Annotated in this window: 17 protein-coding genes; 13 read left to right on the plus strand and 4 right to left on the minus strand. The window is 66.4% G+C overall.

The window, feature by feature from the left end; all coding sequences use genetic code 11:
• Positions 1 to 164: 164 nt before the first annotated feature.
• From FG99_RS07245 to hemE, 11 genes are all read left to right on the plus strand, one after another.
• The gene (locus FG99_RS07245) at positions 165 to 1229 is read left to right on the plus strand and encodes a pilus assembly protein PilM (RefSeq protein ID WP_009613650.1); all 1065 of its coding nucleotides are present in this window, start codon (positions 165 to 167) and stop codon (positions 1227 to 1229) included.
• A complete protein-coding gene (gene pilN / locus FG99_RS07250) occupies positions 1229 to 1828 on the plus strand; it encodes a type 4a pilus biogenesis protein PilN (protein ID WP_009613648.1) in 600 nt (199 codons plus the stop codon). The genes FG99_RS07245 and pilN overlap by 1 nt, the downstream gene beginning before the upstream one ends.
• Positions 1825 to 2481 (plus strand): type 4a pilus biogenesis protein PilO, encoded by a 657-nt coding sequence (pilO, locus tag FG99_RS07255; RefSeq protein WP_009613645.1) that lies wholly within the window; start codon positions 1825 to 1827, stop codon positions 2479 to 2481. Before pilN ends, pilO begins: the two co-directional genes overlap by 4 nt.
• Complete coding sequence (gene pilP, locus FG99_RS07260) at positions 2478 to 3002, plus strand: type 4a pilus biogenesis lipoprotein PilP (protein WP_009613643.1); 525 nt, start codon at positions 2478 to 2480, stop codon at positions 3000 to 3002. The genes pilO and pilP overlap by 4 nt, the downstream gene beginning before the upstream one ends.
• Before the next feature lie 56 nt (positions 3003 to 3058).
• Positions 3059 to 5146 (plus strand): type IV pilus secretin PilQ, encoded by a 2088-nt coding sequence (gene pilQ, locus FG99_RS07265; protein ID WP_024128058.1) that lies wholly within the window; start codon positions 3059 to 3061, stop codon positions 5144 to 5146.
• Between the two features lie 8 nt (positions 5147 to 5154).
• On the plus strand, positions 5155 to 5673 hold the full coding sequence (gene aroK / locus FG99_RS07270) for a shikimate kinase AroK (RefSeq protein WP_024128057.1): 519 nt from the start codon (positions 5155 to 5157) through the stop codon (positions 5671 to 5673).
• 51 nt (positions 5674 to 5724) lie between these two features.
• On the plus strand, positions 5725 to 6831 hold the full coding sequence (gene aroB / locus FG99_RS07275; protein ID WP_009613636.1) for a 3-dehydroquinate synthase: 1107 nt from the start codon (positions 5725 to 5727) through the stop codon (positions 6829 to 6831).
• 6 nt (positions 6832 to 6837) lie between these two features.
• Positions 6838 to 8514 carry an AAA family ATPase gene (locus FG99_RS07280; protein ID WP_043268470.1) on the plus strand — a complete coding sequence of 559 codons (1677 nt, stop codon included), beginning with the start codon at positions 6838 to 6840 and terminating at the stop codon, positions 8512 to 8514.
• A gap of 219 nt (positions 8515 to 8733) precedes the next feature.
• Positions 8734 to 13179 (plus strand): glutamate synthase large subunit, encoded by a 4446-nt coding sequence (gene gltB, locus FG99_RS07285; RefSeq protein WP_043268472.1) that lies wholly within the window; start codon positions 8734 to 8736, stop codon positions 13177 to 13179.
• A 27-nt stretch (positions 13180 to 13206) separates the two neighbouring features.
• Positions 13207 to 14625 carry an FAD-dependent oxidoreductase gene (locus FG99_RS07290; RefSeq protein ID WP_009613630.1) on the plus strand — a complete coding sequence of 473 codons (1419 nt, stop codon included), beginning with the start codon at positions 13207 to 13209 and terminating at the stop codon, positions 14623 to 14625.
• A 286-nt stretch (positions 14626 to 14911) separates the two neighbouring features.
• The gene (hemE, locus tag FG99_RS07295; RefSeq protein WP_043268474.1) at positions 14912 to 15976 is read left to right on the plus strand and encodes a uroporphyrinogen decarboxylase; all 1065 of its coding nucleotides are present in this window, start codon (positions 14912 to 14914) and stop codon (positions 15974 to 15976) included.
• A gap of 313 nt (positions 15977 to 16289) precedes the next feature.
• On the opposite strand, the gene gabP is transcribed toward hemE, so the two are convergent.
• Positions 16290 to 17684 (minus strand): GABA permease, encoded by a 1395-nt coding sequence (gabP, locus tag FG99_RS07300; protein WP_043268476.1) that lies wholly within the window; start codon positions 17682 to 17684, stop codon positions 16290 to 16292.
• Positions 17685 to 17946: 262 nt separating this feature from the next.
• Positions 17947 to 19269 (minus strand): MFS transporter, encoded by a 1323-nt coding sequence (locus FG99_RS07305; protein WP_009613624.1) that lies wholly within the window; start codon positions 19267 to 19269, stop codon positions 17947 to 17949.
• A gap of 183 nt (positions 19270 to 19452) precedes the next feature.
• Here FG99_RS07305 and FG99_RS07310 point away from each other — a divergent pair, with 183 nt between their 5' ends.
• The gene (locus FG99_RS07310; RefSeq protein WP_043268478.1) at positions 19453 to 20346 is read left to right on the plus strand and encodes a LysR family transcriptional regulator; all 894 of its coding nucleotides are present in this window, start codon (positions 19453 to 19455) and stop codon (positions 20344 to 20346) included.
• Between the two features lie 89 nt (positions 20347 to 20435).
• Positions 20436 to 21203, plus strand: coding sequence for a ParA family protein (locus FG99_RS07315; protein ID WP_009613622.1), 768 nt, complete (start codon positions 20436 to 20438; stop codon positions 21201 to 21203).
• A 53-nt stretch (positions 21204 to 21256) separates the two neighbouring features.
• On the opposite strand, the gene FG99_RS07320 is transcribed toward FG99_RS07315, so the two are convergent.
• Positions 21257 to 22066 carry a universal stress protein gene (locus FG99_RS07320; protein WP_043268480.1) on the minus strand — a complete coding sequence of 270 codons (810 nt, stop codon included), beginning with the start codon at positions 22064 to 22066 and terminating at the stop codon, positions 21257 to 21259.
• 76 nt (positions 22067 to 22142) lie between these two features.
• Positions 22143 to 22586: a PaaI family thioesterase gene (locus FG99_RS07325; RefSeq protein ID WP_043268482.1), complete on the minus strand. Its 444-nt coding sequence runs from the start codon at positions 22584 to 22586 to the stop codon at positions 22143 to 22145.
• Positions 22587 to 22608 lie beyond the last annotated feature (22 nt).

The following is a 22608-nucleotide window of genomic DNA, read 5'->3' on the forward strand; positions in this document are numbered from 1 at the left end:
GGAAAAGAGAGAGTTAAGCGAACGGCGCGGCGAAAAGGGAAAAGCTGATCACATTATAAGCAGTTTTTTTGCCAGCGAGCTATTTGCGCGGGTGTCAAGTCTGGTATCTAATGTCAAAAAACATAAATCGTCCGTAAGTCTCGGATGCTGATAGGAAATCAGTCGTGCTAGGGCTCTTCACTAAGAAAGCGAACACACTGCTGGGGATCGACATCAGTTCGACTTCGGTCAAACTCCTCGAGTTGAGCCGTTCGGGCGGGCGCTACAAGGTAGAGGCCTACGCCGTAGAGCCGCTCCCGCCGAACTCGGTGGTCGAGAAGAACATCGCCGAACTGGAGGGGGTCGGCCAGGCGCTGTCGCGGGTGGTCGCCAAGGCGCGCACCGGCGTGAAGACGGCTGCCGTGGCGGTCGCCGGCTCGGCGGTCATCACCAAGACCATCGAGATGGACGGCGGTCTTTCCGAAGACGAGCTGGAGAACCAGCTCAAGATCGAAGCCGACCAGTACATTCCCTATCCCCTGGAGGAAGTCGCCATCGACTTCGAGGTCCAGGGCGTATCCGCGCGCAACGCCGAGCGCGTCGACGTGCTGCTGGCGGCCTGCCGCAAGGAGAACGTCGAGGTGCGCGAGGCCGCGCTGGCCCTGGCCGGGCTCACTGCCAAGGTGGTGGACGTCGAGGCCTACGCGCTGGAGCGCGCCTTCGGCCTGCTCGGCGACCAGCTGGGCGGCAACGCCGACGAGCTGACCGTCGCGGTGGTCGACATCGGCGCCACCATGACCACCCTCAGCGTCTTGCACCACGGCCGCACCATCTATACCCGCGAACAGCTGTTCGGCGGGCGCCAGCTCACCGAGGAGATCCAGCGCCGCTATGGCCTGTCGGTGGAAGAAGCCGGCCTCGCCAAGAAGCAGGGCGGTCTTCCGGATGACTACGACAGCGAAGTGTTGCAACCGTTCAAGGATGCGGTGGTGCAGCAGGTCTCGCGTTCGCTGCAGTTCTTCTTCGCCGCTGGCCAGTTCAACGACGTCGACTACATCCTGCTCGCCGGCGGCACGGCTTCCATTCCCGACCTGGACCGGCTCATCCAGCAGAAGATCGGCACCCCGACGCTGGTGGCCAACCCCTTCGCCGACATGGTGCTGAGCAACAAGGTGAATGCCGGCGCGCTGGCCAGTGATGCGCCGGCGCTGATGATTGCCTGCGGTCTGGCGATGAGGAGTTTCGACTGATGGCACGCATCAACCTACTGCCATGGCGGGAGCAGCTGCGCGAGGAGCGCAAGCAGCGCTTCCTGGTTGCCCTGGGCGGCGTGCTGCTGGTGTCCGGCGGCCTGGTGTTCCTCGGTGACCAGTACTTCAGCTCGGCGATCGAGAACCAGAGCGCGCGCAACGACTTCCTGCGCAAGGAAATCGCCGTGCTGGACGCCCGCATCAAGGAGATCAGCGAGCTGAAGACGCGCCGCCAGCAATTGCTGGAGCGGATGAAGATCATCCAGGACCTGCAGGGCAACCGGCCGATCATCGGGCGCGTCTTCGACCAACTGGTGCGCACCCTGCCCGATGGCGTGTACTACACCGGCCTGAAGATGAACGGCCACACCATCGCCATCGCCGGCGCCGCCGAGTCCAACAACCGCGTGTCCAACCTGATGCGCAACCTGGACGCCTCCGACTGGCTGACCTCGCCCAACCTCACCGAGGTCAAGGCGGTCACCCAGGGCGCCGTCGACCAGGCCAACACCTTCCAGCTCACCGTGCAGCAGACGCAGCCTGGCGAGAAGGTCAAGGAGCAGGAGAAGAAGACAGTCGCGCAAGGAGCCAAGAAATGAGTCTGGCCGATTCCCTGCAAAGCCTGCGCAAGATCGACATCAACGAGCTGGACTTCAACAACGTCGGTTCCTGGCCCGCCGCGGCCAAGGTGATCGCCGGCGCGCTGCTGATGGTGCTGGTGCTGGTGCTCGGCTACCAGTTCCACCTCAAGGACCTGCAAGGCGAGCTGGACCAGCGCCGGGCCGAGGAGGAGACGCTCAAGCAGCAGTTCGGCACCAAGGCCTTCCAGGCGGCCAACCTGGAAGCCTACAAGAACCAGATGAAGGAGATGGAAGAGTCCTTCGGCGCGCTGCTGCGCCAGCTGCCCAGCGACACCGAGGTGCCCGGGCTGCTCGAGGACATCACCCGCACCGGCCTGGGCAGCGGCCTGGAGTTCGAGGAAATCAAGCTGCTGCCGGAAGTCACCCAGCAGTTCTACATCGAGCTGCCGATACAGATCAGCGTGGTCGGCGGCTACCACGACCTGGCGACCTTCGTCAGCGGCGTGGCCAGCCTGCCGCGGATCGTCACCCTGCACGACTTCGAGATCAAACCCGTGAGTGCGGACAGTACCACCAAGCTGCGCATGACCATCGTGGCCAAGACCTACCGCTACAACGACAAGGGCGTGCAGGCCAAGCCGGCGGCCAACAAGGCGGGGGCGAAGAAATGAACAAGCGCCTGATGCTGTGTGGCCTGTTGCTGTTGAGTCTGAATGGTTGCGGTTCGGGGGGCGATTTCGCCGACCTGCAGGCGTACATGGACGAAGTCCGTGCGCGGCCCAAGGGCTCCATCGAGCCGCTGCCCAAGTTCCAGCCCTACGAGGCCTTCACCTACAACGCCTCGTCCCTGCGCAGCCCGTTCCAGCCGCCGGTGAAGATCGACCTGGCGATCAAGCAGAAGGGCTCCAAGGTGGTCAAACCCGACGAAACGCGGGTCAAGCAGTTCCTCGAAGGTTTCAACATCGAGACCTTCGAGATGGTGGGGACACTGTCCAACCAGGAGGGTACGTTCGCCCTGGTCCGCGGTGCAGGAGGGGTGCACCGGGTCAAGGTGGGGGATTATCTGGGGCGCAACGATGGGAAGATCGTTTCCATCAGCGAAGGCAAGATCGATGTAGTCGAGATCGTTCCTGATGGTGAGGGTGGCTGGCTCGAACGTCCGCGCAGCCTGACTCTCAAGGAGCGCTCCTAAGGGCGGGGATGACCATGGATAACAAACTGCTGTCTGCACGACGGATACAGACGACGATGAACAGAACTATGACCCGCCTGGGCTTTGCCCTGTTGGCCGGCCTTTTCGCGCCGAGCCTGCTCGCCGCCAACCTGCAGCGCGTCGACGTGGCCTCGCTGCCGGGGGATCGCGTGGAGCTCAAGCTGGGCTTCGACGAGCCGGTGGCCGCGCCGCGTGGCTACACCATCGAGCAGCCGGCGCGCATCGCCCTGGACCTGCCGGGCGTGCAGAACAAGCTGGGCAGCAAGAACCGCGAGCTGGGCGTGGGCAACGCGCGCAGCCTGACCGTGGTCGAGGCCAAGGACCGCACCCGCCTGATCATCAACCTGACCACCCTGGTGCCGTATTCCACCCGCGCCCAGGGCAACGACCTGATCATCCTGGTCGGCCAGGGTGGCGGCGCGCCCGCCGCGGCGGCCAGCTCCGCGCCGAGCGCGGCCCCGGCCTATGCCGCGGCGCCTCGCCCGGCGCAGCCCAAGCCCTACGTGCCGGTGGGCAAGGCGATCCGCAACATCGACTTCCAGCGCGGCGAGCAGGGCGAGGGCAATGTGGTCATCGACCTGTCCGACCCGAGCGTCAGCCCGGACATCCAGGAGCAGGGCGGCAAGATCCGCCTGGACTTCCCGCGCACCCAACTGCCCGACAGCCTGCGCGTGCGCCTGGACGTGAAGGACTTCGCCACCCCGGTGCAGTTCGTCAACGCCTCGGCGGCCGGCGACAAGGCCAGCATCGTCATCGAGCCCAGCGGCCTGTACGACTACCTGGTGTTCCAGACCGACAACCGCATGACCGTCAGCATCAAGCCGATGACCGCCAACGAGGCCGAGAAGCGCAAGAAGGACAGCTTCGCCTACACCGGCGAGAAGCTGTCGCTGAACTTCCAGGACATCGACGTGCGCTCGGTGCTGCAGCTGATCGCCGACTTCACCGACCTGAACCTGGTGGCCTCGGACACCGTGCAGGGCAACATCACCCTGCGCCTGCAGAACGTGCCCTGGGACCAGGCGCTGGACCTGGTGCTCAAGACCAAGGGCCTGGACAAGCGCAAGGTCGGCAACGTCCTGCTGGTGGCGCCGGCCGACGAGATCGCCGCGCGCGAGCGCCAGGAGCTGGAAGCGCAGAAGCAGATCGCCGAACTGGCGCCCCTGCGCCGCGAGCTGATCCAGGTGAACTACGCCAAGGCCTCCGACATCGCCAAGCTGTTCCAGTCCGTGACCGGCACCAGTTCCGGCCCGGGCGCCCAGCCTGCCGCCGGCACCGACAACCGTGGCTCCATCACCGTCGACGACCGCACCAACGCCATCATCGCCTACCAGACCCAGGACCGCCTGGACGAGCTGCGACGCATCGTCTCGCAGCTGGACATCCCGGTACGCCAGGTGATGATCGAGGCGCGCATCGTCGAGGCCAGCGTCGACTACACCAAGGAACTGGGGGTGCAGTGGGGTGGTTCGCTGAATAATCGCGGCAACTTCAACATCACCGGTGGCGCCAACAGCACGAGCAATACCTTCGTCGATCTGGGCGTCAGCACCGCGTCCCCGACCTCCGGCATCGGCATCGGCTTCGTCACCGACAACACCACCCTGGACCTGCAGCTCAACGCCATGGAGAAGACCGGCAACGGCGAAGTGGTGTCGCAGCCGAAGGTGGTCACCTCGGACAAGGAAACCGCGAAGATCCTCAAGGGCTCGGAGATTCCCTACCAGGAAGCCAGCTCCAGCGGCGCCACCTCGGTGTCCTTCAAGGAGGCCGCGCTGTCCCTGGAGGTCACTCCGCAGATCACCCCGGACAACCGCATCATCATGCAGGTCAAGGTGAACAAGGACGAGCCCGACTACCAGAACGCGCTGCTCGGCGTGCCGCCGATCAAGAAGAACGAGGTCAACGCCAAGGTGCTGGTCAACGACGGTGAAACCATCGTCATCGGCGGGGTGTTCTCCAACACCCAGACCAAGACCACCTCCAAGGTCCCGTTCCTCGGCGACGTACCGGTCGTCGGCCGCCTGTTCAAGAACGACTATGTGACGGACACCAAGAACGAGCTTCTGGTTTTCCTCACTCCCCGGATCATGAATAATCAGGCCATTGCCATCGATCGTTGATCAATGCCGTGCCCAATTTGATTCTGGTAGGCCCGATGGGTGCTGGAAAGAGCACCATCGGGCGTCTTCTTGCCAAAGAGCTGCACCTCGACTTCAAGGACTCCGACAAGGAGATCGAACAGCGCTGCGGAGCCAACATCCCCTGGATCTTCGACGTCGAGGGGGAGGCTGGCTTTCGTGAGCGGGAAAGCGCCATGCTCGCCGAGCTCTGCGACGGCGACGGCGTGGTGATCGCCACCGGTGGCGGCGCCGTGCTGCGCGAGGCCAACCGCGCCGCGCTCAAGGCCGGCGGCAAGGTGGTCTACCTGCACGCCTCGGTCGACCAGCAGATCGCCCGCACCGCCCGCGACAGGAACCGGCCGCTGCTGCAGAAGCCCAACCCGGGGCAGATTCTGCGCGACCTCATGGCCCTGCGCGATCCGTTGTACCGGGAGATCGCCGACGTGGTGGTGGAAACCGACGAGCGGCCACCGCGCCTGGTGGTGCTGGAGATACTCGATCGCCTGCGCAGGCTGGAGCGCCATTAAAGGGCGCGCGGTTCTGCGTTATCCTAGTGCCCTTTCCTGTCTGGGGGCTTCATGCGCACACTCACTGTCGATCTCGGCGACCGCAGCTACCCGATCCACATCGGCGAAGGGCTGCTGGACGATCCGCGTCATTTCGCGCCCCACATCCGCGGGCGGCAGGTCGCCATCGTCACCAACGAGACCATCGCGCCGCTGTACCTGGCGCGCCTGCAGAAGACGCTGGCCGACTACGCGCAGATCGCCGTGGTCCTGCCCGATGGCGAGGCGTACAAGCAGTGGGAAACCCTGCAATTGATCTTCGATGCCCTGCTGCAGGCGCGGCATGACCGCAAGACCACCCTGATCGCCCTTGGCGGCGGCGTGGTCGGCGACATGACCGGCTTCGCCGCGGCCTGCTACCAGCGCGGTGTCGATTTCATCCAGGTGCCGACCACCCTGCTGTCCCAGGTGGATTCCTCGGTGGGCGGCAAGACCGGTATCAACCACCCGCTGGGCAAGAACATGATCGGCGCCTTCTACCAGCCGCAGGCGGTGGTGATCGATGCCGCCTCGCTGGGAACGCTGCCGGCGCGCGAGCTGTCCGCCGGCCTGGCAGAGGTCATCAAGTACGGCCTGATCTGCGACGAGCCTTTCCTCGCCTGGCTGGAAGACAACGTCGACGCGCTGCTGGCGCTCGACTCCGCCGCGCTGGCCGAAGCCATCGAGCGCTCCTGCGCGGCCAAGGCCCGGGTGGTGGGCGCCGACGAACGGGAATCCGGGGTGCGCGCCACCCTGAACCTCGGCCACACCTTCGGCCACGCCATCGAGACCCACATGGGCTATGGCGTCTGGCTGCACGGCGAAGCCGTGGGTGCGGGAACCGTGATGGCACTGCAGATGTCGCATCTGTTGGGCTGGCTGACCGCCGCCGAGCGTGATCGTGGCGTGCGTCTGCTGCAGCGGGCGAAACTGCCGGTGGTGCCGCCGAAGGAAATGAGCGCCGGGGACTTCCTCGAGCACATGGCGGTGGACAAGAAAGTGCTCGACGGCCGTCTGCGCCTCGTATTGCTGAAAGGGCTGGGGGATGCGGTGGTCACTGCGGACTTCCCTCGTGAGATTCTGGAAGAAACCCTGCGTACTGATTACCAGGCCCTGGTCGATCAGTTAGGAGAACATTGAGGTCCCATGTCCAGCTTGCATGCCGATGAGGCCTTCCTGGCCCACTACCAGTTCAGCCACGACCCCTTCGCTCCGCGGGTTCCTGGCTTCAAGTTCTTCCCGGCACAGCGCAAGCCGGTGCTGGGCCAACTGCACCACCTGGCGCGCTACAGCCACCTGCTGCTGGCGGTGACCGGCCCCCTGGGCAGCGGCAAGACGCTGCTGCGCCAGGCCCTGGTGGCCAGCACCAACAAGGATGCGGTGTCCAGCGTGGTGATCTCCGGCCGTTCGGCGGCCGACGAAGCCACCCTGATGCGCCAGCTGGCCCAGGGCCTGGGCATCACCCAGGTGAGCATCGAGGCCATCCTGGCCAAGGTCGCCCAGCTGGCGATCACCGGGCAGGACGTCTACCTGCTGGTGGACGATGCCGAGCAACTGCGTGACGGCGCCCTGGAAGTGCTGCTGTTGCTGGCCGCCGGCAACAGCGAGGCGCGCCTGCACGTGTTCCTGTTCGGCGAGCCCGAGCTGCTGTCGCGGCTGGAGGCGCTGTCCGAGGGCGAGGAGCGCTTCCACGCCATCGAACTGCAGCCCTACAGCGAGGAAGAGACCCGCGAATACCTGGCGCAGCGCCTGGAAGGCGCAGGGCAGGGCGCGGAGCTGATTTCCGACGACCTGCTGGCCGACATCCACGAGCAGTCCGGCGGCTGGCCGGGCTCGATCAACCAGGTGGCCCGCGACGCCCTGATCGAGGCGATGCTGGCCGACCGTGGCGGCGCCCGCAAGGCCGCTCCTGGCGCCAGTCTGCGCCTGCCGAAGAAACATCTGCTGATCCTCGGCGTGGTCGCCATCGGCGTGGTCGCCGCCTGGTTCATGCAGGGCCGCACCAGCAAGCCGGATAGCGCCGCCACCCAGGCTTCCGCGCAGTTGCCGATGGGTTCCGCCGCGCAGCCGGGCGCCGCCCAGGCGCCGGCCTCGGGCTCCGGTCCCTCGGTGGAGTTCGCCGGTTCCAACCAGCCGGTGCCGCTGCCGCTGGTGGGCGAGGCCCAGCCGGTCATCCGCGAGCCCATGGCCCAGGCCGGTGGCCAGGAAGACGCCGACGAAGGCGCCATGCCCGCGCCTGGCGTGCCGCCGACCGTGACCACCTCCGCACCGCCGCTCGCGCCGCTGGCCGGCAAGAGCGCGCCGCAACCGCTGAACCCGGTGCCGCCGGCGCCGAGCGTGGCGAGCGCTCCGGCGCAGCCGGTGGTTTCGACGCCTGCCCCGGCCCCGGTCAGCAAACCGGTGGCCAAGGCCGAGCCGGTGAAACCGGTCGCCAAGCCCGCGGCCAAGCCGGCAGAACCCAAGGCCGTGGCCAAGGCTGCGCCGAGCAAGCCTGCGGCCCCGGCCAAGGCCAGCGCCGCCGCCGGTGGTGCCGGTAGCCAGTGGTATCGCTCGCAGCCCGCGGGGAATTATGCTGTGCAGGTGCTGGGCACTGGCTCCGAGGCCAGCGCCAAGGCCTACATCAGCAAGCAGGGCGGCGGCGAGTACCGCTACTTCCGCAAGACCCTGCAGGGCAAGCCCTTCTACGTGGTGACCTACGGCAGCTTCCCCAGCCGCGCCGCCGCCGTGGCCGCGGTGAAGAGCCTGTCGGCCAAGGCCCAGGGCGGCAAACCCTGGCCGCGCACCTTCGCCAGCATCCAGCAGGAAATCGCCAGCGCCCGCTGACGCGCTGTCGCAAAAATGAAAACCCGCCAGTCACAAGCACGACTGGCGGGTTTTTTCTTTCAGGAATGCGACATCCAGTTTCAGCCTCTCGCCAAAAATTTGTGAGGCGCCTTGTACCTATGTACAATGGCCTCCCTTTGCCTGTCGGAAACTTGCCGCTTGAGCGAGAAGACAGGCGAAGTCGCTGAATTAAAAAAGTTTTGCCGGTGAGAGTTCCCTATGAAAGCAGGTCTGTACCATCCTGAGACGTTCAAGGATAACTGCGGATTCGGCCTGATCGCCCATATGCAGGGCGAGCCAAGCCACGAACTTCTGCAAACCGCCATCGAAGCACTGACCTGCATGACCCACCGAGGTGGGATCAACGCGGACGGGAAGACCGGGGACGGCTGCGGGTTGCTGATCCAGAAGCCCGACGAGTTCCTGCGGGCGGTGGCCAAGGCCGAATTCGCGACCGATCTGCCCGCCCAGTACGCGGTGGGCATGGTCTTCTTCAACCAGGACCCGGTGAAGGCCGAGGCCGCTCGCGCGAACATGAACCGCGAGATCGAGGCCGAAGGCCTGCAGCTGGTCGGCTGGCGCAAGGTGCCGATCGACACCAGCGTGCTCGGCCGCCTGGCCCTGGAGCGCCTGCCGCAGATCGAGCAGGTGTTCGTCGGCGGCGAAGGCCTGTCCGACCAGGACTTCGCCGTGAAGCTGTTCTGCGCCCGTCGGCGCTCCTCGGTGGCCAACGCCGCCGACGCCGACCATTACGTCTGCAGCTTCTCGCACAAGACCATCATCTATAAGGGCCTGATGATGCCGGCGGACCTCGCCGCCTTCTATCCGGACCTTTCCGACGAGCGCCTGAAGACCGCCATCTGCGTCTTCCATCAGCGCTTCTCCACCAACACCCTGCCGAAGTGGCCGCTGGCCCAGCCGTTCCGCCTGCTGGCGCACAACGGCGAGATCAACACCATCACCGGCAACCGCAACTGGGCCCAGGCCCGGCGCAGCAAGTTCGTCAACGAGTTCATGCCGAACCTCGACGAGCTCGGTCCGCTGGTCAACCGCGTGGGTTCGGACTCCTCGAGCATGGACAACATGCTCGAGCTGATGGTCACCGGCGGCATGGACATGTTCCGCGGCCTGCGCATGATCATTCCGCCGGCCTGGCAGAACGTCGAGACCATGGACGCCGACCTGCGCGCGTTCTATGAATTCAACTCGCTGCACATGGAGCCGTGGGACGGCCCCGCCGGCGTGGTGCTGACCGACGGCCGCTACGCCGTCTGCCTGCTCGACCGCAACGGCCTGCGCCCGGCGCGCTGGGTCACCACCAGGAACGGCTACATCACCCTGGCCTCGGAAATCGGCGTGTGGGACTACAAGGCCGAGGACGTGCTGGCCAAGGGCCGCGTCGGCCCGGGGCAGATCCTCGCGGTGGACACCGAGACCGGCCAACTGCTGCAGACCGAGGACATCGACAACCGCCTGAAGTCGCGCCACCCGTACAAGCAGTGGCTGCGCCAGCGCGCGCTGCGCATCCAGGCGACCCTGGAAGACGACCAGGGCGTGGCCAGCTACGACAGCGACCAGCTCAAGCAGTACATGAAGATGTTCCAGGTCACCTTCGAGGAGCGTGACCAGGTGCTGCGCCCGCTGGCCGAGCAGGGCCAGGAAGCGGTCGGCTCGATGGGCGACGACACCCCGATGGCGGTGCTGTCCAAGCGCATCCGCTCGCCCTACGACTACTTCCGCCAGGTCTTCGCCCAGGTCACCAACCCGCCGATCGACCCGCTGCGCGAAGCGATCGTGATGTCCCTGGAAACCTGCCTGGGCGTCGAGCAGAATATCTTCGAAGAGTCGCCGCACCACGCCAACCAGGCCATCCTGACCACCCCGGTGATCTCCCCGGCGAAGTGGCGCAGCCTGATGAACCTGGAGCGCCCGGGCTTCGACCGCCACCATATCGACCTGAACTACGACGAGTCCATCGGCCTGGAAGCGGCCGTGCGCAACATCGCCGACCAGGCCGAGGAAGCCGTGCGCGCCGGCAAGGTGCTGCTGGTGCTCTCCGACCGCCACATCGCCCCCGGCAAGCTGCCGGTGCACGCGGCCCTGGCCGTCGGCGCCGTGCACCACCGCCTGGTGCAGACCGGCCTGCGCTGCGACTCCAACATCCTGGTGGAAACCGCCACCGCCCGCGACCCGCACCACTTCGCGGTGCTGGTGGGCTTCGGTGCCTCGGCGGTCTACCCGTTCCTCGCCTACGAGGTGCTGGCCGACCTGATCCGCACCGGCGAAGTGCTGGGCGACCTCTACGAGGTGTTCAAGTACTACCGCAAGGGCATCTCCAAGGGCCTGATGAAGATCCTGTCGAAGATGGGCATCTCCACCATCGCCTCCTACCGCGGCGCCCAGCTGTTCGAAGCCATCGGCCTGTCCGACGAGGTCACCGGCCTGTGCTTCCCGGGCGTGCCCAGCCGCATCCAGGGTGCGCGTTTCCTCGACCTGGAAAACGAGCAGAAGCTGCTGGCCTTTGATGCCTGGAACAACCGCAAGCCGATCCAGCAGGGCGGCCTGCTGAAGTTCGTCTACGGCGGCGAGTACCACGCCTACAACCCGGACGTGGTCAACACCCTGCAGGCCGCCGTGCAGCAGGGCGACTACGAGAAATTCAAGGAATACACCGCGCTGGTGGACAAGCGCCCGGTGTCGATGCTCCGCGACCTGCTGCAGGTGAAGACCGCCGCGCAGCCGCTGAGCCTCGACGAAATCGAGCCGCTGGAGTCGATCTTCAAGCGCTTCGACGCCGCCGGCATCTCCCTCGGCGCGCTGTCGCCGGAAGCCCACGAGGCCCTGGCCGAAGCCATGAACCGCCTCGGCGGGCGCTCCAACTCCGGTGAGGGCGGCGAGGACCCGGCGCGCTACGGCACGCTGAAGAGCTCGAAGATCAAGCAGGTGGCCACCGGCCGCTTCGGCGTGACCCCGGAATACCTGGTCAACGCCGAGGTCCTGCAGATCAAGGTGGCCCAGGGCGCCAAGCCCGGCGAGGGCGGCCAGCTGCCCGGCGGCAAGGTCAACGGCCTGATCGCCCGCCTGCGCTACGCGGTGCCCGGCGTGACGCTGATCTCGCCGCCGCCGCACCACGACATCTACTCCATCGAGGACCTGGCGCAGCTGATCTTCGACCTCAAGCAGGTCAACCCGCAGGCGCTGGTGTCGGTGAAACTGGTCTCCGAGCCGGGCGTGGGCACCATCGCCGCCGGCGTGGCCAAGGCCTATGCCGACCTGATCACCATCTCCGGCTACGACGGCGGTACCGGTGCTTCGCCGATCACCTCCATCAAGTACGCCGGTTCGCCTTGGGAGCTGGGCCTGGCCGAGGCACACCAGACCCTGCGCGGCAACGACCTGCGCGGCAAGGTCCGCGTGCAGACCGACGGCGGCCTGAAGACCGGTCTGGACGTGATCAAGGCGGCCATACTCGGCGCCGAGAGCTTCGGCTTCGGCACCGCGCCGATGATCGCCCTGGGCTGCAAGTACCTGCGCATCTGCCACCTGAACAACTGCGCCACCGGCGTGGCCACCCAGAACGACAAGCTGCGCAAGGACCACTTCATCGGCACGGTCGAGATGGTGACGAACTTCTTCACCTTCATCGCCAGCGAGACCCGCGAATGGCTGGCCAAGCTGGGCGTGCGCAGCCTCGCCGAGCTGATCGGCCGTACCGACCTGCTGGAAATCCTCCCCGGCGAAACCGCCAAGCAGGGCAATCTCGACCTCACCCCGCTGCTGGGCAGCGACCTGATCCCGGCCGAGAAGCCGCAGTTCTGCGAGGTCGAGAAGAACCCGCCGTTCGACCAGGGCCTGCTGGCCGAGAAGATGGTCGAGCTGGCCCGCGGCGCCATCCAAGGCGCCAAGGGCGGCGAGTACGAGCTGGACATCTGCAACTGCGACCGTTCCATCGGCGCGCGCGTGTCCGGCGAGATCGCCCGGGTGCACGGCAACCAGGGCATGGCCAAGGCGCCGATCACCTTCCGCTTCAAGGGTACCGCGGGGCAGAGCTTCGGCGTGTGGAACGCCGGCGGCCTGCACCTGTACCTGGAAGGCGACGCCAACGACTACGTCGGCAAGGGCATGACCGGCGGCAAGCTGGTGGTGACCCCGCCCAAGGGCAGCCCGTTCAAGACCCAGGAGTCGGCCATCGTCGGCAACACCTGCCTGTACGGCGCCACCGGCGGCAAGCTGTTCGCCGCCGGCACCGCGGGCGAGCGTTTCGGCGTGCGCAACTCCGGCGCCCACGCGGTGGTGGAAGGCACTGGCGACCACTGCTGCGAGTACATGACCGGCGGCTTCGTCTGCGTACTGGGCAAGACCGGCTACAACTTCGGCTCCGGCATGACCGGGGGCTTCGCCTACGTCCTGGACATGGACAACACCTTCGTCGACCGCGTGAACCATGAGCTGGTGGAAATCCAGCGGATCAGCGGCGAGGCGATGGAGGCCCAGCGCAGTCACCTGCGCAAGGTCCTGGTGGAATATGTCGAGGAAACGGCTAGCGAGTGGGGTGCGAACCTGCTGGAGAACCTCGACGACTACCTGCGTCGGTTCTGGCTGGTGAAACCGAAGGCCGCGAGCCTCGGTTCCCTGCTGACCAGCACCCGTGCCAACCCGCAATAAGCGCCTGAAGTCTGAAGAGGTCTTGAAATGTCTGAACGTCTCAACAATGACTTCCAGTTCATCGAAGTCGGGCGCAAGGATCCGAAGAAGAAACTGCTGCGCCAGCGCAAGCGCGAGTTCGTGGAAATCTACGACCTGTTCAAGCCGCAGCAGGCGGCTGACCAGGCCCATCGCTGCCTGGGCTGCGGCAACCCGTACTGCGAGTGGAAGTGCCCGGTCCACAACTTCATCCCCAACTGGCTGAAGCTGGTTTCCGAAGGCAACATCCTGGCCGCCGCCGAGCTGTCGCACCAGACCAACACCCTGCCGGAAGTCTGCGGCCGGGTGTGCCCGCAGGACCGCCTCTGCGAGGGTGCCTGCACCCTCAACGACGGTTTCGGCGCGGTGACCATCGGCTCGGTGGAGAAATACATCACCGACACCGCCTTCGCCATGGGTTGGCGCCCGGACATGTCCAAGGTCAAGCCCACCGGCAAGCGCGTCGCGGTGATAGGCGCCGGCCCGGCCGGCCTGGGCTGCGCCGACGTGCTGGTGCGCAACGGCGTGACCCCGGTGGTGTACGACCGCAACCCGGAAATCGGTGGCCTGCTGACCTTCGGCATCCCCGAGTTCAAGCTGGAGAAGCACGTGCTGTCGCGCCGCCGCGAAGTCTTCACCGGCATGGGCATCGAGTTCCGCCTGAACACCGAGATCGGCAAGGACGTGACCATGGAGCAGCTGCTCGATGAGTACGATGCCGTGTTCATGGGCATGGGCACCTACACCTACATGAAGGGTGGCTTCCCCGGCGAGGACCTGCCCGGCGTGCACGATGCGCTGGACTTCCTGATCGCCAACGTGAACCGCAACCTCGGCTTCGAGAAGTCCCCCGAGGACTTCGTCGACATGAAGGGCAAGCGCGTGGTGGTCCTGGGCGGCGGCGACACCGCGATGGACTGCAACCGCACCTCCATCCGCCAGGGCGCCAAGAGCGTGACCTGCGCCTATCGCCGCGACGAAGAGAACATGCCCGGTTCGCGCAAAGAGGTGAAGAACGCCAAGGAAGAGGGCGTGAAGTTCCTCTTCAACCGCCAGCCCATCGCCATCGTCGGCGAGGACAAGGTGGAAGGCGTGAAGGTGGTCGAGACCCGTCTCGGCGAACCGGACGCCCGTGGCCGCCGCAGCCCCGAGCCGATCCCGGGCTCCGAGGAGATCATCCCGGCCGAAGCCGTGCTGATCGCCTTCGGCTTCCGCCCGAGCCCGGCGCCCTGGTTCGAGCAGCACCAGGTCGAGATCGACAGCCAGGGCCGCGTCATCGCCCCGGCCGCCGCGCAGTTCAAGCACCAGACCAGCAACCCGAAGATCTTCGCCGGCGGCGACATGGTCCGCGGTTCCGACCTGGTGGTGACGGCGATTTTCGAAGGCCGCACGGCCGCCGAAGGCATCCTCGACTACCTCGGCGTCTGATTGGCTGTCTTGCCGGCTGCGCCGAGGCGCTTTTCGTAGGATGGGTTGAGCTTTGCGAAACCCATGCGGCCGTGGGGTGATGGGTATCGCTTCGCTCAACCCATCCTACGACTGCGAACCCTGCCCCTGTAGCGGGCCCTGCCCGCGAATCGCGCGCAGGGCGCGCTCCTGCAAAAGATGTATGGCGCTGCGGCAGAATGCCGCGATGGACAAAAGGCACGGCCCCCGCCGTGCCTTTTGCTTTGGGCTTTGCGAAAATGCCCGCACTTTTTTGCCGGATGCCGCCATGACTGCCCTGAAGAACGATCGCTTCCTCCGTGCCCTGCTCAAGCAGCCCGTCGACGTTACCCCCGTGTGGATGATGCGCCAGGCCGGCCGCTATCTTCCGGAATACCGCGCCACCCGCGCCAAGGCCGGGGACTTCATGAGCCTGTGCATGAACCCGCAGCTGGCCTGCGAGGTGACCCTGCAGCCGCTGGACCGCTATCCGCAGCTGGACGCGGCGATCCTCTTCTCCGACATCCTCACCATCCCCGACGCCATGGGCCAGGGTCTGTTCTTCGAGAGCGGCGAGGGCCCGCGCTTCAAGAAGGTGGTCTCCAGCCTGGCCGACATCGAAGCGCTGCCGATCCCCGATCCGGAAAAGGACCTGGGCTACGTCATGGACGCGGTGCGCACCATCCGCCGCGAGCTGAACGGCCGGGTGCCGCTGATCGGTTTCTCCGGCAGCCCCTGGACCCTCGCCACCTACATGGTCGAGGGCGGCTCCAGCAGGGACTTCCGCAAATCCAAGGCGATGCTCTACGACAACCCGCAGGCCATGCACGCGCTGCTCGACAAGCTGGCGCAGTCGGTGACCAGCTACCTCAACGGGCAGATCCGCGCCGGCGCCCAGGCCGTGCAGATCTTCGACTCCTGGGGCGGCAGCCTGTCGGCGGCGGCCTACCAGGAATTCTCCCTGGCCTACATGAAGAAGATCGTCGACGGCCTGATCCGCGAGCACGACGGCCGCCAGGTGCCGGTGATCCTCTTCACCAAGGGCGGCGGCTTGTGGTTGGAATCCATGGCCGCCACCGGCGCCGAAGCGCTGGGCCTGGACTGGACCTGCGACATCGGCAGCGCCCGCGCCCGCGTCGGCGACAAGGTGGCGCTGCAGGGCAACATGGACCCGTCGGTGCTCTACGCCAACCCGGAAGCCATCCGCCGCGAAGTGGCGCGCATCCTCGGCGCCTACGGCCAGGGCAGCGGCCACGTGTTCAACCTCGGCCACGGCATCACCCCGGAAGTCGACCCGGCCCACGCCGGCGCCTTCTTCGAGGCGGTGCACGAGCTGTCGGCGCAGTATCACTGACGCTTCGCCCTGCGGGCATGGTCGGGAAATTCGGTGCCAACCTGTAGGAGCGGGCCCTGCCCGCGATTCGCGCGCAGGGCGCGCTCCTACAAAACATGCACCCAACGAAAAAGCCCCGCCAATGCAGGCTGTGTGAAAACCCGAGCGGCTCTTCGAAGAGTGCGTTCCTACGTGAAATCTGAAAAGGCTTGGCTATTCAGCCAACCCAGAATCCGCGTAGAAACGCGAAATCCAGGTTGTTTTTTAACCAGCTGGACCGATCCGGAGGTTTTCACACAGCCTGAATGGCGGGGCTTTTTCATGGCGCTGCGCGTCAGGCGGCGTCGGCCGCGTAGCCGGCGGCGCGCTGGGCTTTGCGACGGTTCGAGACCAGCAGGCCGGAGCACACGACCACGATGGTCAGCAGGGCGGTGGCGACCACCTCCATGCGGTGGTCCGGGCGGATCATCATGGTTACCAGGGCGCCGGCGATGAACAGGATCACCGCCCAGGTCAGCCAGGGGAACAGCCACATCTTCAACGTCAGCTGGTGGCCTTGGGCGAGCAGCTTCTTGCGCATGTTCAGTTGCGAGATGGCGATCACCAGGTACACCAGGAGGGCGATGGCGCCGGAGCTGGCCAGCAGGAAGTTGAACACTTCGGCCGGGGCCAGGTAGTTGGCGAAGGTGCACAGGAAGGCCATGGCGGTGGACAGCAGCACGGCATACACCGGGGTGCGGCTGGCGCTGGTCGCCTGGGCGATGCGCGGGGCGTCGCCGCGCTTGCTCAGCGAGTACATCATCCGCGAGGCGGTGTAGAGCGCCGAGTTCAGGCAGCTGGTCACCGAGACCAGGACGATGATGTCGACGATCAGCTTGGCGTAGGGCACGTGCAGGTGCTCCAGCACGGTCTGGTAGGAGCCCATGCTCACCAGGCGCGGGTCGTTCCACGGCACCAGGCAGACCACGATCAGGATCGACAGCAGGTAGAACAGCGCGATCCGCCAGATCACCGAGTTGGTGGCGCGGGTGATCTGCTGCGCCGGGTCCTTGGACTCGGTGGCGGCGATGGTGACGATCTCCGAGCCCATGAAGGAGAACATGGTGGTCAGCAGGGCCGCCAGCACGGCGCCCCAGCCCTTGGGCAGGAAGCCGCCCTCGGCGTACAGGTGGCTGATGCCGCTGACCTCGGGGTTCGGCGAGACGCCGAAGATGGCCGCGCAACCCATGACCAGGAAGGCGATGATCGAGCCGACCTTGATCAGTGCCAGCCAGAACTCGAACTCACCGTAGTTCTTCACGCTGAACAGGTTGGTCACGGTCAGCGCCGCGGTGATCACGAAGGCCAGGACCCAGATCGGCGCGCCGGGGATCCAGGCGTGGATGATGGCGGCGGCGGCGTTGGCCTCCAGCGGGATCACCAGGACCCAGAACCACCAGTACAGCCAGCCGATGGTGAACCCGGCCCAGTGGCCGATGGCGCGGTCGGCGTAGGTGGAGAAGGAGCCGCTGTCCGGCTGCGCGACGGCCATCTCGGCCAGCATGCGCATGACCAGGACCACCAGCAGGCCGGCGACCAAGTAGGAGACCATGACACCCGGGCCGGCTTCGGCGATGGCGTGGCCGGAGCCGACGAAGAGGCCGGCGCCGATGGCCCCGGCGATGGACAACATGGTGACGTGGCGGTTCTTCAGGCCCTGGGCCAGACCGGCGGATGGGGTACTGCTCATGCGTTACCTACAGCGAGAAAAGGAAGGAAATGCGTCCTGCGCAGCCGAAGCCGTTTTGATAATCCAACGAGGTGTTCCTTTTCCTGAACGCAAGATGCGCGCCACATTTTGTTACGACCTTGGTCGTAGGCGCGAAAAAAGTTGGGTAGAAGTGCCACGACGCCCCGAGATAGGGGCGTCGCGATCATGGGAATGTCATATCCAGAGGCGACACTGGCATATCTGTCGCCGACAGAATCGAAACTGAGTGTGTAGAAATTACTCAGTTGTGCGGGGTGCTCAGCGCGGGAAGGGTGCGCGGTAACACTGCCAGACGCGCCAGGTGCAACGCCACCAGCACGGCGATGCTCAGCAGCGCGGCGATGAACAGGCCGACGCCGGTCCAGCCGAAGTGGTGCCAGAACACCCCGCCGGTGGTGCCGGCCACGCTGGAGCCCAGGTAATAGCTGAACAGGTACAGCGACGAGGCCTGGCCCTTGGCCTTGAGCGCGCGGCGGCCGATCCAGCTGCTGGCCACCGAGTGCGCGGCGAAGAAGCCGAAGGTGAACAGCAGCATGCCCGCGACTATCAGCGGCAGCGCCGGCAGCAGGGTCAGCAGCAGGCCGCTGAGCATCAGCACTATCACCGCCCAGAGCACCTTGCGCCGGCCCAGGCGGTCGGCCAGCGAGCCGACCCAGGCGGAGCTGTAAATGCCCACCAGGTACACCAGCGAGAGCACGCCGACCACGGCCTGGCTGAGGTGGTACGGATCGGCCAGCAGGCGGTAGCCGATGTAGTTGAACAGGGTGACGAAGGCGCCCATCAGCAGGAAGCCCTCGAGGAACAGCCAGGGCAGGCCGGCGTCGCGCAGGTGCGAGGCGAAGCCGTCGGCCAGTTGCCGGAGGTTCAGCGGGGTGGGGCGGAAGTTGCGCGACTCCGGGAGGATGCGCCAGAACACCACGGCCGCCACCAGGGCCAGGCCGCCGAGGATGGCGATGGCCGCGTGCCAGGACATGAAGTCCACCAGCACGCCGGTGATCAGCCGCCCGCTCATGCCGCCGATGGCGTTGCCGCCGATGTACAGCCCCATGGACAGGCCGATGTGCTGCGGGTGGATCTCCTCGCTCAGGTAGGTCATGCCCACCGCCGCCAGGCCGCTGAGCGACAGCCCGACCAGCGCGCGCATGGCCAGCACGCCGTGCCAGGTCGGCATCACCGCGCTGGCCAGGGTGAAGAGGGCGGCGAAGGCCAGCGAGGCGACCATGATCGGCTTGCGCCCGATGGCGTCGGAAATCGGCCCGGTGACCAGCAGGCCGAGGGCCATCATGATGGTCGCGATGGACAGCACCAGGCTGCTCTGCGCGGCGCTGAGGGCGAAGGTCTGCGACAGCACCGGCATCATCGGCTGCACGCAGTAGAGCAGGGCGAAGGTGGCGAAGCCGCCGGAGAACAGCGCCAAAGAGGTGCGCATGAAGGCCGGGGTGCCTTTCTCGATGTAGCTCTCGATGTCGTTCACGGCGCCGGCCAGCGCCTGGTTGGCCGCCTCGGCGGCCTGCAGCAAGGCGGGTTCGGAATCCGACGAAGCCCGCACGGCAGAGTGACTCACAACTCACCTCGATTCTGGAAAGGGGTGTGCCTCGCGGCGAGCGAAATCAGCCCGCGCAGCCAGGCTGGCAGAAAGTGGAAAGTCGTTATTGGGCTTGTGTGACAAGGATAAGGAAGGGCTTTTATTATTTCCAATATATTGATCGACACGTTTGATATGTAATTCGACTCATTCGGAGTTCCCATGGAGCTGCGCCACCTGCGTTACTTCATCGCCGTCGCCGAGGAACTGCATTTCGGCCGCGCCGCCGAGGCCCTGGGCATCTCCCAGCCGCCGCTGAGCCAGCAGATCCAGGCGCTGGAGGAGGAGATAGGCGCGCGCCTGCTGGAGCGCACCAACCGTCGGGTGGCGCTGACCGAAGCCGGCCGGCTGTTCCTCGACGAGGCACGCCAGGTGTTGGCCCAGGTCGACCGCGCGGTGCTGCTGGCGCGCCGCGCGCACCAGGGCGAACTGGGCGAGCTGCGCATCGGCTTCACCGCCTCGGCGCCCTTCACCTCGGCCATCCCGCGCAGCATCCACGCCTTCCGCCAGGCCTACCCGGAAGTGCACCTGGACCTGCAGGAGATGAGCAGCCGGCAGATCGTCGAAGCGCTGCAGGAAGAGCGCCTGCAGGTCGGGGTGATCCGCTCCTTCCAGCTGCCGGCCTCGCTGGAGGCGGTGGAGCTGTTCAGCGAACCGCTGGTGGCGGTGCTGCGCGCCGACCACCCGCTGGCCCGCGATTCGCTGGAGGGCCTGGAGCTGGCGGCGCTGGCCGAGGAGTCCTTCGTGTTCTTCCCGCGCAGCTACGGCACCGGGCTGTACGACCAGTTGCAGGCGCTGGCGCGGCAGGCCGGCTTCACCCCGCGCATCAGCCAGGAGGCCGGCGAGGCCATGACCATCATCGGCCTGGTGGCGGCGGGCCTGGGGGTTTCCATGCTGCCAGGCTCGTTCCGCCGCACGCGGGTGGACGGGGTGGTCTACCGCACCCTGCTGGACCCTGGCGCGACCAGCTCGGTATGGCTGGTGCGGCGGCGCAGCGAGAGGTCCCCGGCGGCGCTGGCCTTCATCGAGCTGGTCACCCGCGGCGCGGCGGCCTAGGCGCCGCCCGACGGCATGCGCAAGTGCTCGCCCTCGTCATGGGCATTGCATAGAATCCGCTGTCACTTGAACGGCTTGGAGGGGTGCTCATGCGTCGCGTGGTTTTCAATCAGAAGGGCGGGGTCGGCAAGTCGAGCATTGCCTGCAACCTGGCCGCCGTGAGCGCCGCCGAGGGCTACCGCACGCTGCTGGTGGACCTGGATGCCCAGGGCAATTCCACCCACTACCTCACCGGCCTGACCGGCGACGACGTGCCCATGGGCATCGCCGATTTCTTCAAGCAGAGCCTTTCCGGCGGCCCCTTCGCCCGCAAGGGCAAGGTGGATATCTACGAGACGCCGTTCGACAACCTCCATGTGGTGACCGCCACCGCCGAGCTGGCCGACCTGCAGCCCAAGCTCGAGGCCAAGCACAAGATCAACAAGCTGCGCAAACTGCTCGACGAGCTGGCCGAGGACTACGACCGCATCTACCTGGACACCCCGCCGGCGCTGAACTTCTACACGGTATCCGCGCTGATCGCCGCCGACCGCTGCCTGATCCCCTTCGACTGCGACAGCTTCTCCCGCCAGGCGCTGTACGGCCTGCTGCGCGAGATCGAGGAGCTGAAGGAGGACCACAACGAGGACCTGGAAGTGGAGGGCATCGTGGTCAACCAGTTCCAGCCGCGCGCCAGCCTGCCGCAGCAACTGCTCGACGAACTGGTGGAAGAGGAAATGCCGGTGCTGCCGGTGTACCTGATGAGCTCGGTGAAGATGCGCGAGTCGCACCAGGCCTGCACCCCGCTGATCTACCTCGACCCCCGCCACAAGCTGACCCAGCAGTTCGTCGAACTGCACGGTCTGCTTGAAGCCTGAAGCCTGAAGCCTGAAGCCTGAAGCCTGAAGCCTGAAGCTTACAGCTGCTCTATTCAGGCACTGACCAGCAGGTCGCAGGGCGGCCGGCGCAGGTAGTAGCGCGCCGTGCTGCCCAGCAGGGCCTGCTGTAGCGCGCCGCGCCCGCGGCTGCCGAGCACCAGTAGCTGCGGCTGCCAGTCGGCCAGGCTGTGGTCCAGCGCTTCGCGAACCCCCATCGAACTCACCAGGCACTCGAGTTGCGGCAGCGGGCCGCCCACCTGCTGGCTCTCGTCGTGAATCAGCTGTTCCAGCAGCTGGCGTTGCTCGTCCAGGCGTTCGCGCAGCCGGGCGGGGTCGTTGCCGGCGTCGTAGGCATGCAGGGCCAGCAGTTCGCCGCCCGGCGCCAGCCAGGCGCAGGCGCTGCGCCAGGCGTGGCAGGCGCCGACGGAGAAGTCCAGGGCGCTGAGCGCCCGCTGGTAGGGGCGCAGCTGCGAGTCGGTCACCAGCAGGGCGGGCACCCGGCTGCAGCGCAGGATCTGTTCCAAGGTGGTGCCTTCGAAACGCTCCACCAGCGCCTGGCGGTGAGTGCCGGTGACCAGCAGGTCCGCCTGCAGCTCCTGCGCCGTGGCGGCTATCACGCTGGCCGGGCGGCCCTCGGCGACCAGCGGCTGGTAATCCGTCAGGCCGGCGCTGCGGGCGCTGTCCTGCAGCGCGGCGACGGCGCTCTGCCGGGCCCTGGCCAGCAGCGGCGCGCCCAGGGGCTGTTCGATGACATGCAGCAGGCTGACGCGGGCATCGTGCTCGGCGGCCAGTTGCGCGGCGCGGCGCACGGCGACGTCGGCTTCGACGCTGAGGTCGTGGGCGACCAGGATGTGCTTGGGCATGGTGGGATCCTCCGGCGGTCCCACCACTCTGGCCCAGCCGTGCGCGCCCATGTTGACGCAGCGCAAGGGCCGCGGATCAACGGCTGCGCAGCTGATAGACGGCGCGGCTTTCCGCGACCACCTCGCCGTGGACGTCCTTGAGCTGCAGCTCCAGCACGTACTCGGCCTTGCCGTTGAGCGTGGCCTCCTCGGCGATGCGCTTGAGCTCGGCCTCGTCCAGGCGGGCCTCCACCAGCACGTCGCTGGCCGCCGGGCGGCGAAAGCGCAGGCCGGCTTCCTTGACGATGGGGTAGAAGCGGTGGCTGTCGAAGCTGGTCAGGGTGATGACGCCGCCGGGCAGCTCGGCGAGGGTGAAGAGGGCGCCGGCGTACATGTTGCCCAGGTGATTCTCGTTGCCGTGCAGCGGCATGCGCAGGCGCACGTGGCCGCGTTCGAGGATTTCGGCCTTGAGCCCGCAGCGCTTGACGAAGGCGATGTGCTCTTCGGTCATCTGGCGGACGAATTCGACGGGAAAGGACATCGGGCGGCTCCGCTTCTTGTTC

This window comes from Pseudomonas sp. AAC (assembly GCF_000725445.1).
GTDB classification, from domain to species: domain Bacteria; phylum Pseudomonadota; class Gammaproteobacteria; order Pseudomonadales; family Pseudomonadaceae; genus Pseudomonas; species Pseudomonas citronellolis.

Excerpts from the sequence above, each read along its gene's own strand:
- pilN (WP_009613648.1), top strand. The coding sequence starts at position 1,229 with ATGGCACGCATCAACCTACTGCCATGGCGGGAGCAGCTGCGCGAGGAG.
- pilO (WP_009613645.1), top strand. The coding sequence starts at position 1,825 with ATGAGTCTGGCCGATTCCCTGCAAAGCCTGCGCAAGATCGACATCAAC.
- pilP (WP_009613643.1), top strand. The coding sequence starts at position 2,478 with ATGAACAAGCGCCTGATGCTGTGTGGCCTGTTGCTGTTGAGTCTGAAT.
- pilQ (WP_024128058.1), top strand. The coding sequence starts at position 3,059 with ATGAACAGAACTATGACCCGCCTGGGCTTTGCCCTGTTGGCCGGCCTT.
- aroB (WP_009613636.1), top strand. The coding sequence starts at position 5,725 with ATGCGCACACTCACTGTCGATCTCGGCGACCGCAGCTACCCGATCCAC.
- FG99_RS07280 (WP_043268470.1), top strand. The coding sequence starts at position 6,838 with ATGTCCAGCTTGCATGCCGATGAGGCCTTCCTGGCCCACTACCAGTTC.
- gltB (WP_043268472.1), top strand. The coding sequence starts at position 8,734 with ATGAAAGCAGGTCTGTACCATCCTGAGACGTTCAAGGATAACTGCGGA.
- FG99_RS07290 (WP_009613630.1), top strand. The coding sequence starts at position 13,207 with ATGTCTGAACGTCTCAACAATGACTTCCAGTTCATCGAAGTCGGGCGC.
- hemE (WP_043268474.1), top strand. The coding sequence starts at position 14,912 with ATGACTGCCCTGAAGAACGATCGCTTCCTCCGTGCCCTGCTCAAGCAG.
- gabP (WP_043268476.1), bottom strand. The coding sequence starts at position 17,684 with ATGAGCAGTACCCCATCCGCCGGTCTGGCCCAGGGCCTGAAGAACCGC.
- FG99_RS07310 (WP_043268478.1), top strand. The coding sequence starts at position 19,453 with ATGGAGCTGCGCCACCTGCGTTACTTCATCGCCGTCGCCGAGGAACTG.
- FG99_RS07315 (WP_009613622.1), top strand. The coding sequence starts at position 20,436 with ATGCGTCGCGTGGTTTTCAATCAGAAGGGCGGGGTCGGCAAGTCGAGC.
- FG99_RS07320 (WP_043268480.1), bottom strand. The coding sequence starts at position 22,066 with ATGCCCAAGCACATCCTGGTCGCCCACGACCTCAGCGTCGAAGCCGAC.
- FG99_RS07325 (WP_043268482.1), bottom strand. The coding sequence starts at position 22,586 with ATGTCCTTTCCCGTCGAATTCGTCCGCCAGATGACCGAAGAGCACATC.